The sequence below is a fragment of the Pseudomonas sp. WS 5059 genome (assembly GCF_012985525.1).
GTDB lineage: Bacteria > Pseudomonadota > Gammaproteobacteria > Pseudomonadales > Pseudomonadaceae > Aquipseudomonas.
Genome location: NZ_JAAQWO010000008.1, coordinates 121,012 through 135,994 on the forward strand (window position 1 = coordinate 121,012; position 14,983 = coordinate 135,994).

Below are 14,983 nucleotides of genomic sequence, written 5' to 3' on the forward strand. Positions count from 1 at the left end.
GGCAGGCCGCAGACGTTACCCAGCATGGCCGCCCCGGTAAAGCGCCATGACTGACTGGCCAGTCAGACTTTTCCCAACCTCCCGGCCCAGAGTAGGCTACGTCAGGGCTCGCCAGCCACCTTGGCCCCATACCGACACGCCTTGAGAATGGCACAATCGCCGCCCTCCACGCCGTGCCAGAGGGAGGCGGCATGGGATAACCGTCTAAGCGCATGAAAATTCTGAAAAAAACCTTTGCCATCGGAAAAGCTTTCGACTACATTAGCGCGCCTCGACAGACTGAATCAGTTTGACGAGATACGGTGAAGTGTCCGAGTGGCTTAAGGAGCACGCCTGGAAAGTGTGTATACAGGAAACTGTATCGAGAGTTCGAATCTCTCCTTCACCGCCACATTCTACAAACACAAACCCCCGGTTTTCCTAGAGAAAGCCGGGGGTTTGTGGTTTTTGCTGCATGAAAATCAGTGATATGGGAATAATGTGGCCACACGCGCAGTGTCTGCCGTGCATTGCATTCCATCAAGGAAGATTCCCATTGAAAGCAGCCCTAATCGCTCTGCTCCTTACCTGCGTTACTTCCACCGTTTTTGCCAGTAACCCTGTCGGCTTCCAAGCCTCGACCTTGCCAGACCCCAACAACGAGCGCCCGCTGGAGATGATGGTCTGGTATCCCAGCTCCACTACCGCCACGCCAAAGGTGATCGACGACAACCCGGTGTTTTTCAGTGCCCTGGCCGTGCGTAATGCGCCTGCGGCGGTGGGTGAGCATCCGTTGGTGGTGCTTTCCCACGGTTTCGGCGGCAGTTGGGGCAATCAGGAGTGGTTGGCCAGTGCGTTGGCCCAGCGGGGTTTTATCGTGGCGGCGGTCAATCATCCTGGCACTACCAGTAAGGACCGCAGCGCTCGTGCCGCCGCGCAGTTATGGCAGCGGCCGGTGGATATCCGCCGCGCTATCGACGCGGTGCTGGCGCAGCCAAACCAGTTTGGCGAGGTGCTGCCCGGCCGAATTGCAGTGGTGGGTCATTCGCTGGGTGGTTGGACGGCGCTGGAAGTCGCCGGTGCCCGTTTCGACCCTGAGCGTTTTTCCCAGGACTGCAAGGTTCACCGGCAGTTGGCCCCTTGCGCGGTCTACCAGCAGTTGAACCCCGCGCAGGCGCCGTTGGCAGAGGATTTGAGTGACAAGCGGGTCACTGCCATTGTTTCGCTGGACCTGGGCCTGTCGCGTGGGTTTACCGATCAAAGCCTGGCGGCGTTGCCGGTGCCGACGTTGGTGATTGCTGCGGGCGTGCCCTCAACAGAGCTTCCCGCTGAGTTGGAGTCTGCTGACTTGGCCAAGCGCCTGCCCCCGGCATCGACGCGCTATGTCGAAATCAGCGACGCCACTCACTTCAGTTTTATGGCCGTGTGCAAGCCGGGCGGGGAGGCGCTGATTGAAAAAAGCTCGCCAGGCGACGGCATGATCTGCCGCGATGGCGAAGGTGCCCGCCCGCGTGAGGTGATCCAGCAGCAGGTCACTTCCCTGATTGTTGAATTTCTGGCTCGTTAAACAGGCTAGGCCAGCAAATCCTCATAAAACGCCCCATAAGCCTTGCTCGGGTGGGCAATCTGAATCTCCAGGATCCACAGCCCTTCATTGGGGTAATGTTCGAAATCCCCCAGGTCGCCGCCACGGTGGATGGCATGGGGGAAGTCGCTGACGCGGTGCCCCTTGATGCTTAGGTTCAGTTCCCAGCCCATGTCCCGGGCCTGTTCTTGGGCATAGCGATAGAGCTCAAGGCCGACGACTTTTTCGGTTTTCCAGCGCAACTGCACCCGCTCGAACAGCGCTTTGGCTGCGCTGGCACAGGCGGCCATTTGTGGGTCGCTGCCGGTGGTGAAGGTGGCGCCGGCGTCGCCTTCATGGCCCTGCCACACTGCGCCCATGTCGATAAAGAAGATGTCGTTCTCGGCCAGTACCGGGTCGCCGTCGGAGCGTTGCTTGAAGGTCTTGAGGGTGTTGGCGCCAAATCGCACCAGCAGCGGGTGCCAGATGCGTTGCATGTCCAGATCGGCAAGCACCTGCTTGCCCAGTTCCCGGGCTTGGGATTCGAGTATGCCGGGGCGGATCTGCTGGGACAATTGCTCGATGGCGCGCCAGGTCATGGCTTGGGCGTGGCGCATGGAGTCGATGCTGTAGGCGGCGCCCACGGCTTCCTTCGAAGGTGCGTTCAACGGGGTATCCTCGATTTTTATTGGCTAATCGCTATATCTTTTACTATATAGCGAGCAGTAGTGATCGGGATACCCATGCATGCAACGAAGCCAGGCTACGAGCGCCTGGCCAGGCGCGTATACACCGCAATATTGATCAGCAGGACCAGGGCGCCCAGGCCCAGTTGGATCTGGGGTGTCAGCCCTGCCGGATAGATCAGGGCAATGATGTAGTGCTCGATAAAACCCGCGCCATAACCTTCTTGCCCGGCGAGGTGGCGCAGCAGGTTTTCCCAGCGGGTCAGGGGGCAGGGCAGGTGGAAGAACTCGACGGCCATGCCCCAGGCGGCGGCGGGCAGGTGCAGCCAGATGACTCGGCGCCAGCGCAGGGCGAGCAGGCCACCGAACAGCACAAACAGGATAAAACACAGGTGAAACAGCACCAGGCTGTCGGCGGCAATGCGCAAAAGCATATCGGGTTCGCTTGAACGGTTAGGGCGCCAGTCTAAGGGATAATGGGTTGCTTGCAGGCTGGCAGGGCCGTTATTGTGCTGAATCCTTTTAGTCCTTTGCCACGGATCTTTTGTGATGAGCGCATCGCGTACTGCTGTCGGCCCGATCAAGGCCGTGATTTTCGATATGGACGGGTTGTTGCTGGACACTGAAGGCATCTATACCCAAGTCACGCAGATCATTGCCGAACGCTATGGCCGTACCTACGACTGGGGCATCAAGCAGCACATCATCGGCCGTGGCGCCCAGGACCTGGCCGAGTATGTGGTCAAGGCGCTGGACTTGCCGATCACTCCCGAGGAGTTCCTGCGCATCCGTGAGCCGTTGATGAGCGAGCGTTTTCCCAAGGCGCTGGGCATGCCGGGCGCCGAGGCGTTGGTGCGGCATTTAAGTGCGCACAATATCCCCATAGCCGTGGGCACCAGTTCGTCGCGCAATTCGTTTGGCCACAAGACCACGCTGCACCGGGAGTGGTTTGGCCTGTTCGGCACCATCGTCACCGCCGACGACCCGGAAGTCGGCGCAGCCAAGCCTGCGCCAGACATCTTCCTCACCGCTGCCCGCCGCCTGGGCGTTGCGCCCGAGGATTGCCTGGTGTTTGAAGACTCACCGTTTGGCGTGACCGCAGCCAAGGCCGCGAACATGACGGCCATCGCCGTGCCTGATGAGGCCATGGCTGACAGCAAGTACGCTCATGCCGACCAGATCATCCGCAAACTCGCGGACTTCGACCTGGCGGCCTACGGCCTGCCACCGATGCGCTGAAAGCTATCGGCGCCTGCGTAGGCGCCGGCGGCCGGCGATGGCGCCCGATAGCACACTGCAATCAGGCGCTAAAGCCACCATCAATAGTCAAGCTGGCCCCGGTGATATAGCCCGCCTCAGGCCCTGCCAGGTAGGCAACAAAGCTGGCGATCTCTGCCACCTGCCCATAACGGCCCACCGCCATTAAGCCAATCAGGCTCTCGGCAAACTCACTGTTGGCCGGGTTCATATCGGTGTCCACCGGGCCCGGCTGCACGTTGTTGATGGTAATTCCCCGTGGCCCCAGGTCGCGCGCCAGGCCTTTGGTCAAGCCCACCAGCGCGGCCTTGCTCATGGCATACGGGCCGCCGCCGGCGAAGGGCATGCGCTCGGCGTTGGTGCTGCCGATATTAATGATACGACCCCCTTCGCCCATGTGCCGCGCCGCTTCCTGGGTGGCGATAAACACGCTGCGCACGTTGATGGCCAGGGTCTGGTCAAAGTCTTCCAGTTTGAACTCTTCCAGCGGGCCGACCGCCAGCACCCCGGCGTTGTTCACCAGGATGTCCAGGCGCCCGAACGCTTCGACCGTGGCGTTGACCGCATTGCGAATGGCCACGGCATCGGCGCTGTCGGCGTGAATCGCCAGGGCCTTGCCGCCATCGTTGATCACACTGTCCTGCAGGGCCTGGGCCTTGTCGGCAGAGCTGACGTAAGTAAAGGCAACGGCTGCACCTTGCGCGGCCAGGCGCTTGACGATGGCGGCGCCGATACCGCGGGAACCGCCCTGGATCAAGGCAACTTTGCCGCTGAGATTTTGCGTGGTCATGTCGATCTCCAATCAGGCAAGGCGCGAATGCCTTGTGTTGTTGCCGAGTATCGACCTCGCGGGCATCCCTCGGTAGACCGTGATTGCTATAGTCTGTGTAAACCAAAAGTTTAGAGTGAGGTGGTATGGAGAGCTTCGGCAGTATCGAATGCTTCGTGCGCAGCGCCGAAGGCGGCAGCTTTGCCGAAGCGGCGCGGCACCTGAGCCTGACGCCGGCGGCCGTCGGCAAAAGCGTGGCCAAGCTTGAGGCGCGTTTAGGCGTGCGGCTGTTCCAGCGCAGCACCCGGCGGCTCACATTGACCGAAGCCGGCAAGTTGTTCCTGCAAGAGGTCAGCGCCAGCCTTACCACCATCCAGAATGCCGTGGCCAACCTGGCCAGCGCCGAAGGCCGGCCGGTGGGCACGCTCAAGGTGAGTATGGGCACGGTATTTGGCAACCGTTATGTGGTGCCGTTGCTGGCGGAGTTTTTGCGGCGCTTTCCCGATATCAGCCCTGATTGGCATTTTGATAATCGCCAGGTCGACCTGATCGGCCAGGGCTTCGACGCCGCCATCGGCGGCGGGTTCGAGCTACCCCAGGGCGTGGTCGCACGCAAGTTGACCCCGGCCCACCGGATTCTGGTGGCCTCGCCCGATTACCTGGCCAAGCGCCTGCCCGTGCGTGTTCCCGAAGACCTGGGCTTGTGCAATGGCATCCTGATTCGCTCGCCGCAAACCGGCCGCGTGCGCACTTGGCAACTGACCAACCGCGCCCGCGAACAGCGGCCCCTGATGCTCAAGCCACGCATGACCATGGGCGACTCCGAAGCCGCGTGCTGCGCCTGCACCCAAGGCCTGGGGATTGCCCTGGTCAGCATGCCGATGGCCGTGCCGTTCCTCGACAGTGGTGCCGTGGTGCGGGTGCTGCCCGACTGGTACGTCGATGACGGCAACATCTCCCTGTACTACGCCGAGCACAAACTGCTGCCGGGCAAGACCCGAGTGTTCGTCGACTTCATCCTCGAGCAGTTTGCCCAGCAGCAGTTGGCGCAGCGGTTCAGCGCGGTATAGCACTCACTGCTGAACTTGCTGCCCGCTAGTGTTCTAAGCTGATACGGGCCAATGGGGCTTGCGACTGTCGAGACCGATCATGTCCATATCACGCGCTTTACTCGTATTTACCAGCCTGGCGTTGATTGCAGGCTCCCCGGCGCTGCTGGCCGATCCCGGCAATGGCAATGGCAATGGCAACGGCAAGGACAAAGGCAGTGCCCATGGCAATAAGGGTGGCGGCCAGGGTAATCAGGTCCAGGGTGGTGGCAAGAAGGGTGCAGGCGCCCATTACAGCGGCCCGCAAATTGATATCGGGGGTGTGCGGGTAATCCTTGGTGACAGCCGCGACTACTGGCGCGGTGGTTCGTCCCTGCCGCGAGGCATCCAGAAAAACCTGGCCCGTGGCAAACCCCTGCCACCGGGAATCGCCAAGAAACTCGATGGACGCCTGTTGGGGCGCCTGCCCCATTACGACGGCTACGAATGGCAGCAGGCTGGCACCAACCTGATCCTGGTGACGATTGCCACCGGGATCATTTATGAAGTGCTCAATGACGTCTTGAACTGATCGAGATCGGCGATTCAGCGTGCGAACCTGCCAGGCCAGCCGATGATGGTCTTTGGCCGGGGTGTTCCATAGGTGCGCACCTTCGACGTCGACAACCCCAGCCTCACCAAGGATTCGGCCAGGGTTACCGCTGCAGTCACGCCATCGACCACCGGCACGCCGGTGCGCTGGCGGATCTGCTCATCGAGCCCGGCCATGCCGCCGCAACCCAGGCAGATCACCTCGGCCTTGTCTTCGCTGATGGCCAGCTCGGCCTGGCGCACGATGGCCTCCATGGCCCGCAGCGGGTGTTCCTCCAGTTCCAGCACCGCCATACCGCTGGCGCGCACCGAGGCGCAGCGCTCAAACAGCCCGGAAAGCTTGAGCCGGTCTTCGATCAGCGGCACTGTGCGGTCCAGCGTGGTGACCACCGAGTAAGCATGGCCAAGGAACATCGCGGTGCTGGCGGCGGCATCGGTGATATCCACCACCGGCACGTTCAACAGTTCCTGCAGGCCTTCGCGGCCATGTTCGCCATAGCCGGCCTGGATGACCGCATCGAATGGCTGGTCGTAGGCCATCACCCGGTCCATCACCGCGATGGCTGCCAGGTAGCTTTCAAAATTGCCTTCCACCGACTCGGCGCCGAAAAACGGGGTCAGGCCGACAATTTCGGTGCCCGCTGCCGCAACGCTGCGCGCCTGTTGGGCGATGGCTTGGGTGATGGATTCGGTGGTGTTGACGTTGACGACGAGAATGCGCATGGAATGCTCCCTGATCAATGATTGACGTTGTCGACAGCGATGCTCTCGCCGCTGATATCGGCATAGAACGGCTGGCGCTTGGCGATCAGCCGATACAGCACCCCGGCAATCCCCGCGCCAAACAGCCAGGAGAACGGCGAGACACTGGCAAAACCCGGCAACAGCGCCAGCACAATGGCAATCACCGCAGCCGGGACAAACGCGGCGACCGCCCGCATGTTCACCCCACGGCTGTAGTAATACGTCCCGTTGGGGTCCTCGCTGTACAGCTGCGGCACGTCGATCCGGCCCTTACGGATCAGCCAGTAATCCACCATGATCACGCCATACAGCGGGCCCAGCAGCGCACCCAGGCCGGAGAGGAAGTACACAATCACCAGCGGGCTGTTGTAGAGATTCCACGGCAGGATCAGCACCGCGAGGAACGCGCTGATCAGCCCCGCACGCCGGAAATTCAGATACTTGGGCGCCAGGTTGCTCAACACAAAGGCTGGGGCAACGAAGTTGGCCATGATGTTTACCGCCACGGTAACGATCAGGAATGCCAGGCAGCCCAGCACCAGGAAGAAGGTGTTGGGAATGGCCGCGATGATCTGGGTGGGGCTTTCGATCACCTGGCCATTGAGTTGGAACTGCCCGCCGCACAACAGGATGGTGATGATCGCGAACACCAGGATGTTCACCGGCAGGCCCCAGAAGTTGCCGACCTTGATGGTCTTGCGGCAGGGCGATGAGCGGGCGAAGTCGCAGAAGTTGAGGATCAGGGTGCCGTAGATCGCCAGCCACAAGGCGCCGCCGGCAAAGATATTGCGCCACATCTCGCCACCGCTCAGGGGCTCGCGGATCGACCAGGCGATAGTGCCGCTTGCCTGGAAATACATCCAGCCGGCCAGCGCCGCAACGGTCAGCAGGATCACCGGGCCGGCAAAGCCCTCGTAGCGCCGGACCATTTCCATGCCGTAGGCCAGGATCACCAGTTGCACGAACCAGATCATCACAAAACAGGCCCAGCCCAAGGTGGAGAGGCCGAGGATCGAGTTGTGGTCGTAGTCGGCGAACCCTGGATGAATCGCCACCAACAGCACGCGGAACACCACTGATGCGAGGTAGGTTTGAATCCCGAACCAGGCGATCGCGATCACGGCCCGGATCAGCGCAGGTATTTGCGCGCCATAGATGCCAAAACTGATCCGGCTGATCACCGGGAATGGCACGCCGGTTTTCTGGCCCATGTAACCCGACAAGTTCATAAAGAAATACACCAGCGCCGCGCCGATCCCCAGGGACAGCAGAATCTGCCAGCCACCCAGGCCCAGGGCGTACAAGCCGATGGCGAATGAATAGTTGGCGATGTTGTGCACATCGTTGGTCCACAGGGCAAAAATGCTATAGCCACCCCAGCGCCGGCCTTCGGCCTTGGTGGGTGCCAGGTCCTTGTTGTGCAGGCGCGGGCTGAGTACCAGTGGCCCGAGGTTGGAGGCCGTGGGCATTGCTGTGGAGGAGGGCAGATCCAGTGCGAGAGTGTTGGGCAGAGTTGTACGCATTCCGGCAGGCTCCTGGCATCTGCAGCGAGCGCGTGGGTAAGGCGCGGCTAGCGTGCAGACACAAAGTGTATGAAGGTTGTTGTTGAAGTTGTATACAAAGACTTCAACTCCCTTAGCCACTTGTGTGCCAGGTTTTCATCTATAAAAAGTTAGGCTAATTTCGTTTTTGCAGGGGTTACTAATAATTAGCTGAATTTAAACAATTATAAATTGACCGTTTGAACAGGTATTTATTTTTTTGCAAGATTTTGGGAATGGAATATGTAGGAAGTAGGCAAAAACAGGTTGTAACTTTTCGGTGCGTAATCATTAAAGTGCACACAAAAATGGCACTGGTTGTAACGTTTGTGTGTACAGGTTTCATGGTCGATGGAAACAAATGTGGGAGCTGGCTTGCCTGCGATCGCATCATCCCGGTATTCAATTACACCGAGGTGATGCGATCACGGGCAAGCCAGCTCCCACACGAGCTTGTTGCGACATTCTTGGCAGGCCAGGCTTCAGGCCTTGCTGATGATATTTCCCGCGTGCAGCCCACATTCCTTCTGGGTTGCCTCTTCCCACCACCAGCGGCCTTCGCGCTCGTGCTGGTTCGGTAGCACCGGGCGGGTGCAGGGCTCGCAGCCGATGCTGATAAACCCGCGTTCGTGCAGGCTGTTGTAAGGCAGTTCGAGCATGCGGATATAACCCCAGATTTCTTCGCTGGTCATTTGTGCCAGGGGGTTGAACTTGTAGAGGGTGCGCTCGGGCGTGGAGAACGCGCTATCGACTTCCAGGGCCGCCACCTGGCTGCGAGTGCCGGGGCTCTGGTCGCGGCGCTGGCCGGTGGCCCAGGCGCGTACGCCGCTGAGCTTGCGGCGCAGGGGTTCGATCTTGCGCACGCCGCAGCATTCGCCATGGCCGTCTTTGTAGAAGCTGAACAGGCCCTTTTCCTTGACGAAGGGTTCCAGCTTGCTCTGGTCTGGCGAGATCAATTCGATATCGATCTTGTAGAAGTCGCGCACCTGCTCGATAAACCGGTAGGTCTCCGGGTGCAGGCGGCCGGTGTCGAGGCTGAAGACCTTGACGTTCTTGTTGAGTTTCCAGGCCATATCCACCAGCACCACGTCCTCGGCACCGCTGAAGGAAATCCACAGGTCATCGCCGAACTGGCTGAACGCCAGCTTGAGGATGTCCTGGGCGGACTTGTTGGCATAGGTCGCGGCGAGTTCAGCGACGTCGAAGGCTTGGTTCATCAGGACGGTTCCTACAGGTCAGTGGCGCTGAGCGCTCTATAGGAGTGGGATGTTAACAAAATCCGCCCTGCGTTGCGGCGGCCAGCGCGAATCGCTAGAGTTCGGCAGTCCTTTTGCTCGCTCAACTGAAAAAAAATCCAAATGGGAGTGTCTTGTGGAAATTGCCTGTCTCGACCTGGAAGGGGTGCTGGTTCCGGAAATCTGGATCGCCTTCGCTGAAAAAACCGGTATTGAATCCTTGCGGGCCACCACCCGGGACATTCCCGACTACGACGTGCTGATGAAGCAGCGCCTGCGGATTCTCGACGAGCACGGCTTGAAGCTGTCGGATATCCAGGAAGTGATTGCCACGCTCAAGCCGCTGGAAGGTGCGATCGAGTTCGTCGATTGGCTGCGCGAGCGCTTCCAGGTGGTGATCCTGTCGGACACCTTCTATGAGTTTTCCCAGCCGTTGATGCGTCAACTGGGCTTCCCGACCCTTCTTTGCCACCGCCTGATTACCGATGAAAATGACCGGGTGGTGAGCTATCAATTGCGCCAGAAAGACCCCAAGCGCCAGTCGGTGCTGGCCTTCAAGACCCTGTACTACCGGGTCATCGCTGCGGGCGATTCCTACAACGACACCACCATGCTCGGTGAGGCGGACCGTGGGATTCTGTTCCATGCACCGGAAAACGTGATCCGCGAGTTCCCGCAATTTCCGGCGGTGCATACCTTTGAGGACTTGAAGCGGGAGTTCATCAAGGCTTCGAATCGTTCGTTGAGCCTGTAAGTGATTTAGCGGGGCTGGATGCCTCATCGCCAGCAAGCCCACCTTCGACCGTGTTTATCCTTTGGGAACGCAGTCGAAGGTGGGCTTGCTTACCATGAGGTCCTCGAAAAAGGGCTGTGCTTCAACGGCGCAAGCGATAAAACGATAAGGGCAACAAGCAGTTGCGCCATGTGATCAGACGCTATCGTTGCGCTCCAGCACGGTCCACGGCGGTCGATTCAGGTTCTTTCCCTGGGATATGCGTTTACAGCCCTTCCAGCGTCTCCAGCAACACCCGCACCTTGGTCATCGATTCCTGGTACTCCTCTTGCCACTGGGAATCGGCGACGATCCCGCCGCCACCCCAGCAACAGACCTGGCCGTCCTTGACCAGCAGGCTGCGGATGGCGATGGAACTGTCCATCTCGCCGCGTACGTCAAGGTATAGCAGCGAGCCGCAGTACAGCCCGCGCCGGGTCGGTTCCAGTTCGTCGATGATCTGCATTGCACGGATCTTCGGTGCGCCGGTAATCGAGCCGCCGGGGAAGCTGCCGGCGATCAGGTCCAGGGCGTCTTTGTCGTCAGCCAACTCGCCCGTGACGCTGCTTACCAGGTGATGCACATTCGGGTAGCTTTCCAGGCTGAACAGCTCCGGCACCTTGACCGAGCCGGTGCGGCAGGTGCGCCCCAGATCATTGCGCAGCAGATCGACGATCATCAGGTTCTCTGCCCGATCCTTGGGGCTGGCCAGGAGTTCGGCGGCGTTGGCTGCATCCTCGTTGGGTGTTCGCCCTCGGGGGCGGGTGCCCTTGATCGGGCGGGTTTCCACCTGGCGCTGGCTGATCCGCACGAAGCGTTCCGGTGACAGGCTTACGACCGCGCCGTCATCCGGCAGGCTCTGGAAGCCCGAGAACGGCGTCGGGCAGGCGGCCCGCAAGGCGCAATAGGCGACCCAGGGATCGCCGTTGCACGCCGCGCGAAAGCGTTGGGCAAAGTTGACCTGGTAACAGTCACCCGCCTGGATATAGTCCTGGATCCGCGCCAGGGCCTGTTCATAGGCGGCGGCGCTCAGGTCTGGGGTCATTCGGCTGTGCAGCTTGAAGCTGGCCGGGGTGTGGGCGGCAGGGTGGCGGAACAGGTCCAGCAGCCTTTGCCGTTCGCTTTGCGGCAGTTTCGGGTGGAACACCAATTGGCTGGTGCGTGCCTGGTGGTCGCTGATCAACGCCCAGGAGTAGAGGCCAAAACGTGCGTCGGGCAGGCCGATGTCATCGATTGCCTGCTGCGGGAGTTGTTCCAGGTGGCGGCCAAAGTCGTAGCTCAGGTAGCCGATCAAGCCGCCGGCAAACGGTAGTTCATAAGGCGCGGGCAGGCTGGCGTCACCCAGCAGCGTCAGGTTTTCCCTCAGACGCTCCAGGAAATCGCTACCGCTTTCATCCGGCCACACCGCCAACGTTGCTTCCGGCCAGGCGCTGAGCAGGTCATAACGACCACGCTCGGCTGCCGGCCGGCCACTGTCCAGCAGCACGGCGCCAGGCGCATGGCGGATCGCCGCAAAATACTCGGCGGGGTTGGCGTGGTAGGGCAGCGGGTGTACGGAGCAGGTCGACATGCGGGGGTGTATCAGCCATGGGCGCGGGGGAGGGGATTGTAGTCCCCTGTAGGATTTGCTCCTAGAGGGGATGTCGGGGATTGTTGGTTGAGGGGCGCGGCCGGGTGGGTTATTCAGCCTTGTACCGGTGGAATATGCCCAAACATTTCCTGGGCAAACCGCACGCGTTCTTCAGCCGTTTCCGTCACGCCCGCCGCCTTCAGCTCTTCAAGGCGAGCTTCTACCGCATGGGTACGCAAGGTCAGGCCGCAATCGTTGGCGATCTGGATATTCAGCCCCGGCCGGGCATTGAGTTCCAGGATCAGCGGGCCTTTTTCCTGGTCCAGCACCATGTCCACGCCGATGTAACCCAGCCCGCACAACTCGTAGCAGCCGGCGGCGAGTTTCATGAAACCGTCCCAGTTGGGCAGTTGCACACCGTCCACCGCGTTGGTGGTGTCGGGGTGCTTGGTGATGATGTTGTTCAGCCAGGTGCCGCGCAGGGTCAGGCCGGTGGCCAGGTCCACACCGACACCAATCGCGCCCTGGTGCAGGTTGGCCTTGCCGCCGGACTGGCGGGTCGGCAAGCGCAGCATGGCCATCACCGGGTAGCCCATCAACACGATGATGCGGATATCCGGCACGCCTTCGTAGCTGATGCTCTTGAAGATCTGGTCGGGCACCACGCGGTACTCGATGAGTGCGCGGTCACGGTGGCCGCCCAGGGAATACAGGCCGGTGAGGATGCTGGAGATCTGGTGCTCGATTTCCTCGTGGCTGATGATCTTGCCGGACACGGTGCGATAGCGCCCTTCAAAGCGGTCGGCGATCACCAGGATGCCGTCGCCGCCGGCGCCCTGGGCCGGCTTGATCACGAAATCGCTACGGCCACCAATGATTTCGTCGAGCTTGTCGATTTCTTTTTCGGTGGAAATGATCCCGTACATCTCTGGCACATGGATCCCGGCCGCAATCGCCCGCTCCTTGGTGATGATCTTGTCATCGACAATCGGATACAGGCTGCGCTTGTTGTACTTGAGCACGTAGTCGGCATTACGCCGGTTGATGCCCATGATGCCCCGCGCCTCCAGGGCCTTCCAGGTCTTCCAGAACCCGAACATTACGAATCAGCCTTGAGGAAGGCCTTGAAACGCACCAGCTCGGTCAGGCGATAGCCACGATAGCGACCCATGGCCAGCATGAAGCCCACCAGGATCAACAGGATCGCCGGGAAGGTGAACACGAAGTAGATCAGCTCCGGCACGCTCATGATGATGTGGGCCAGGGACGCGGCGAACAGGGTGCCAATCGCGACTTTCATCGCATGGCCGCCACCGCGCTCTTCCCAGGTGATGGACAGGCGTTCGATGGTCATGGTCAGGATCACCATCGGGAACAGCGCCACCGACAGGCCGCGTTCCAGGCCCAGCTTGTGGCTGAACAGGCTGATGGCCGCAATCAGCACCACGACGAAGGTCAGCACCACCGACAGCCTCGGCAGCATCTGCAACTTCAAGTGCTCCAGGTACGAGCGCAGCGACAGCCCGAGCGCCGTAATCACGGTAAACAGCACGATGCCAAAGCCCAGCTGCGTCTCGCGAAATGCCAGGGCGATCAGTACCGGGGTGAATGTACCCAGGGTTTGCAGGCCGATCAGGTTGCGCAGAATCAGGATCACCAGCACGCCAATGGGGATCATCACCATGATCATGAAGGTCTGCTGGGTTTGCAGCGGCAGGCCGTAGAGCGAGTATTCGAGGAAGTTGGCGTCGGTGTTCTCGTCCGTCAGCTTGGCCAGGCGGATCGCGTTCATCTCGCTGTTGTTCAGGCTGAAGGTCACGGCGGCTTTCTTGCCGCCATCGACGGTGATCAGGTTTTCATCGCCGGTCCACCACAGCAGGCGGTCCGAGGGCAGGCCCTGTTCGCCGGTTTCCGGGTTGAAGTACAGCCAGTCGTTGCCATTGAAGCTGCGCAGCCACAGCTCCGGGGTTTGCGGTTGGTCGGCCACCAGGCGGATGGTGTGGACTTTTTCTACCGGCACGTGGGCTATGGACAGCAGTAACTCGACGATCTTGGCCTTGTGGGGCGTCGACGGATCGCCCGCCAGCAGCAGCTTGACGTTATCGTCGTTAAGGTTGTTGGTGCGCTTGATGGCTTCGCTGATAAACGTCTCGACATCGGCCGAGTGCTGGCGGATCGGTGCCAGCAGGGCCTCGGCGGCGATTTTTTCCGGGCCTTCCACGGCAATGCTGTCGCGGAAGGTCGGGCCCTTGACCTTGACCTTCTCGCCGCTGTAGCGCTTGGTCAGCACCAGGCGGTAGTAGAGGGTCTGGTTGCCCTTGGCGCGCCGGGCCGACCAGGTGACCTTGCGGTTGCCGTCGATGCGGTTGACGCTCACCCCATAGTTATTGGAGATGAAGCTCTCATTGAGGCTGACGAAGTCGCGGCTCAGGGGCGGCACGAACATCTGGACCTTGACCGGGTCCTTGGCATTGGCGACGAACTCGACCTTGGCGTCGATGTTCCACAGGTCGTCAGTGGCGTCTTCGGTCACCGGGATGCCGAGGACGAAGATCTGATAGGCCGTGACCGAAATGCCCAGTACCACCAGGACGGCGATCAGAATCTTCAGGTGCATAGTAAGAGAGCGCATTGGAATTACTCGGCGGTATGAGCGTCGGTGGCGCAGGCAGGTTTGCCCGCTGCGTATTTAAGACTGGGGTCGACCAGCGCATCAAAGCGTTTCAAGGCTTCGGAGCCGATCAGCAGCGGATATTGGAAGGCGCTGCGGTCAGTCAAGTTCACTTCGATGCTGCGTAAAGCGGTGCCCATGCAGATGTCCAGGGCAATCACCGGACGGGCGGTGTAGTTCTTGTCCTCATCGGGGTCGTAGTCGCCGGCGCGACGCTTGATCTTGCTGACGCGGGCCAGGGGGCGCTCGATGGGGTGCGAATGGGCGGTGTCTATGGCCAGGTAGAAGCGGACCCAGGACTCACCATTGCGCTTGAAGCGCTTGATATCCCGGGCACTCAAGGACGCAGTCTTGGCGCCGGTGTCGAGCTTGGCGGCGACTTCCAAGTCAATGCCCGCCAGCTTGGCGTATTCATTGAGGCCGTAAACCGTCTTCTCGGCAGCGATGCCAAGGCCCGGAAACATCAGTAGGCAGAACAATAGGGGGAAGGGCTTGAGTCTCATAGATCCTGAGGCGGTGCAGTGCGATGTTTGATTCAAGGCGACTGGCATTGCT

Annotated in this window: 15 protein-coding genes and 1 tRNA gene; 6 read left to right on the forward strand and 10 right to left on the reverse strand. The window is 60.6% G+C overall.

What is annotated here, in order from left to right; genetic code table 11:
- Positions 1 to 301 precede the first annotated feature (301 nt).
- Positions 302 to 391: transfer RNA gene (locus tag HBO12_RS22855), tRNA-Ser, on the forward strand.
- Positions 392 to 535: 144 nt separating this feature from the next.
- Positions 536 to 1,546 carry an alpha/beta hydrolase family protein gene (locus HBO12_RS22860; protein WP_170043291.1) on the forward strand — a complete coding sequence of 337 codons (1,011 nt, stop codon included), beginning with the start codon at positions 536 to 538 and terminating at the stop codon, positions 1,544 to 1,546.
- 5 nt (positions 1,547 to 1,551) lie between these two features.
- Here the strand turns inward: HBO12_RS22860 and HBO12_RS22865 are convergent, their stop codons facing one another.
- Both HBO12_RS22865 and HBO12_RS22870 read right to left on the reverse strand, forming a co-directional pair.
- Positions 1,552 to 2,211: an aminopeptidase P family protein gene (locus HBO12_RS22865; protein WP_262377058.1), complete on the reverse strand. Its 660-nt coding sequence runs from the start codon at positions 2,209 to 2,211 to the stop codon at positions 1,552 to 1,554.
- A gap of 95 nt (positions 2,212 to 2,306) precedes the next feature.
- Positions 2,307 to 2,663 carry a DUF2784 domain-containing protein gene (locus tag HBO12_RS22870; protein WP_169954268.1) on the reverse strand — a complete coding sequence of 119 codons (357 nt, stop codon included), beginning with the start codon at positions 2,661 to 2,663 and terminating at the stop codon, positions 2,307 to 2,309.
- A 115-nt stretch (positions 2,664 to 2,778) separates the two neighbouring features.
- Between HBO12_RS22870 and HBO12_RS22875 the strand changes: the two genes are divergently transcribed.
- The gene (locus HBO12_RS22875; protein WP_170043292.1) at positions 2,779 to 3,468 is read left to right on the forward strand and encodes an HAD-IA family hydrolase; all 690 of its coding nucleotides are present in this window, start codon (positions 2,779 to 2,781) and stop codon (positions 3,466 to 3,468) included.
- A gap of 61 nt (positions 3,469 to 3,529) precedes the next feature.
- Here HBO12_RS22875 and HBO12_RS22880 read toward each other — a convergent pair whose 3' ends face one another.
- Positions 3,530 to 4,276, reverse strand: a complete 747-nt coding sequence (locus tag HBO12_RS22880; RefSeq protein WP_170043293.1) for a 3-oxoacyl-ACP reductase family protein — start codon at positions 4,274 to 4,276, stop codon at positions 3,530 to 3,532.
- A 125-nt stretch (positions 4,277 to 4,401) separates the two neighbouring features.
- Between HBO12_RS22880 and HBO12_RS22885 the strand changes: the two genes are divergently transcribed.
- Positions 4,402 to 5,325, forward strand: a complete 924-nt coding sequence (locus tag HBO12_RS22885; protein ID WP_169954265.1) for a LysR family transcriptional regulator — start codon at positions 4,402 to 4,404, stop codon at positions 5,323 to 5,325.
- A gap of 76 nt (positions 5,326 to 5,401) precedes the next feature.
- Positions 5,402 to 5,875 (forward strand): anti-virulence regulator CigR family protein, encoded by a 474-nt coding sequence (locus tag HBO12_RS22890; RefSeq protein ID WP_463671620.1) that lies wholly within the window; start codon positions 5,402 to 5,404, stop codon positions 5,873 to 5,875.
- 14 nt (positions 5,876 to 5,889) lie between these two features.
- Here the strand turns inward: HBO12_RS22890 and HBO12_RS22895 are convergent, their stop codons facing one another.
- From HBO12_RS22895 to HBO12_RS22905, 3 genes are all read right to left on the reverse strand, one after another.
- Positions 5,890 to 6,618, reverse strand: a complete 729-nt coding sequence (locus tag HBO12_RS22895) for an aspartate/glutamate racemase family protein (protein ID WP_170043295.1) — start codon at positions 6,616 to 6,618, stop codon at positions 5,890 to 5,892.
- A 14-nt stretch (positions 6,619 to 6,632) separates the two neighbouring features.
- A complete protein-coding gene (locus tag HBO12_RS22900) occupies positions 6,633 to 8,162 on the reverse strand; it encodes an NCS1 family nucleobase:cation symporter-1 (protein WP_170043296.1) in 1,530 nt (509 codons plus the stop codon).
- A gap of 500 nt (positions 8,163 to 8,662) precedes the next feature.
- Positions 8,663 to 9,397, reverse strand: coding sequence for a phosphoadenylyl-sulfate reductase (locus tag HBO12_RS22905; protein ID WP_057960355.1), 735 nt, complete (start codon positions 9,395 to 9,397; stop codon positions 8,663 to 8,665).
- Between the two features lie 154 nt (positions 9,398 to 9,551).
- On the opposite strand from HBO12_RS22905, the gene thrH reads away from it, so the two are divergent.
- Positions 9,552 to 10,169 carry a bifunctional phosphoserine phosphatase/homoserine phosphotransferase ThrH gene (gene thrH / locus HBO12_RS22910; protein WP_029298307.1) on the forward strand — a complete coding sequence of 206 codons (618 nt, stop codon included), beginning with the start codon at positions 9,552 to 9,554 and terminating at the stop codon, positions 10,167 to 10,169.
- A gap of 244 nt (positions 10,170 to 10,413) precedes the next feature.
- On the opposite strand, the gene pabB is transcribed toward thrH, so the two are convergent.
- From pabB to rloA, 4 genes are all read right to left on the reverse strand, one after another.
- Positions 10,414 to 11,757: an aminodeoxychorismate synthase component I gene (pabB, locus tag HBO12_RS22915; RefSeq protein WP_169954260.1), complete on the reverse strand. Its 1,344-nt coding sequence runs from the start codon at positions 11,755 to 11,757 to the stop codon at positions 10,414 to 10,416.
- A gap of 113 nt (positions 11,758 to 11,870) precedes the next feature.
- Entirely contained in the window at positions 11,871 to 12,857 is a 987-nt protein-coding gene (locus HBO12_RS22920) for an alpha-L-glutamate ligase-like protein (protein WP_169954259.1), read from the reverse strand.
- Positions 12,857 to 14,389, reverse strand: a complete 1,533-nt coding sequence (gene rloB, locus HBO12_RS22925) for an osmotic stress tolerance membrane protein RloB (RefSeq protein ID WP_169954258.1) — start codon at positions 14,387 to 14,389, stop codon at positions 12,857 to 12,859. Before rloB ends, HBO12_RS22920 begins: the two co-directional genes overlap by 1 nt.
- 5 nt (positions 14,390 to 14,394) lie before the next feature.
- Positions 14,395 to 14,931, reverse strand: coding sequence for a retropepsin-like aspartic peptidase RloA (rloA, locus tag HBO12_RS22930; RefSeq protein WP_038442340.1), 537 nt, complete (start codon positions 14,929 to 14,931; stop codon positions 14,395 to 14,397).
- Positions 14,932 to 14,983 lie beyond the last annotated feature (52 nt).

Bases quoted from the DNA above. Each gene is read 5' to 3' on its own strand.
- HBO12_RS22870 (WP_169954268.1), bottom strand. From the start codon at position 2,663: ATGCTTTTGCGCATTGCCGCCGACAGCCTGGTGCTGTTTCACCTGTGT.
- HBO12_RS22875 (WP_170043292.1), top strand. From the start codon at position 2,779: ATGAGCGCATCGCGTACTGCTGTCGGCCCGATCAAGGCCGTGATTTTC.
- HBO12_RS22880 (WP_170043293.1), bottom strand. From the start codon at position 4,276: ATGACCACGCAAAATCTCAGCGGCAAAGTTGCCTTGATCCAGGGCGGT.
- HBO12_RS22885 (WP_169954265.1), top strand. From the start codon at position 4,402: ATGGAGAGCTTCGGCAGTATCGAATGCTTCGTGCGCAGCGCCGAAGGC.
- HBO12_RS22895 (WP_170043295.1), bottom strand. From the start codon at position 6,618: ATGCGCATTCTCGTCGTCAACGTCAACACCACCGAATCCATCACCCAA.
- HBO12_RS22900 (WP_170043296.1), bottom strand. From the start codon at position 8,162: ATGCGTACAACTCTGCCCAACACTCTCGCACTGGATCTGCCCTCCTCC.
- HBO12_RS22905 (WP_057960355.1), bottom strand. From the start codon at position 9,397: ATGAACCAAGCCTTCGACGTCGCTGAACTCGCCGCGACCTATGCCAAC.
- pabB (WP_169954260.1), bottom strand. From the start codon at position 11,757: ATGTCGACCTGCTCCGTACACCCGCTGCCCTACCACGCCAACCCCGCC.
- HBO12_RS22920 (WP_169954259.1), bottom strand. From the start codon at position 12,857: ATGTTCGGGTTCTGGAAGACCTGGAAGGCCCTGGAGGCGCGGGGCATC.
- rloB (WP_169954258.1), bottom strand. From the start codon at position 14,389: ATGCGCTCTCTTACTATGCACCTGAAGATTCTGATCGCCGTCCTGGTG.
- rloA (WP_038442340.1), bottom strand. From the start codon at position 14,931: ATGAGACTCAAGCCCTTCCCCCTATTGTTCTGCCTACTGATGTTTCCG.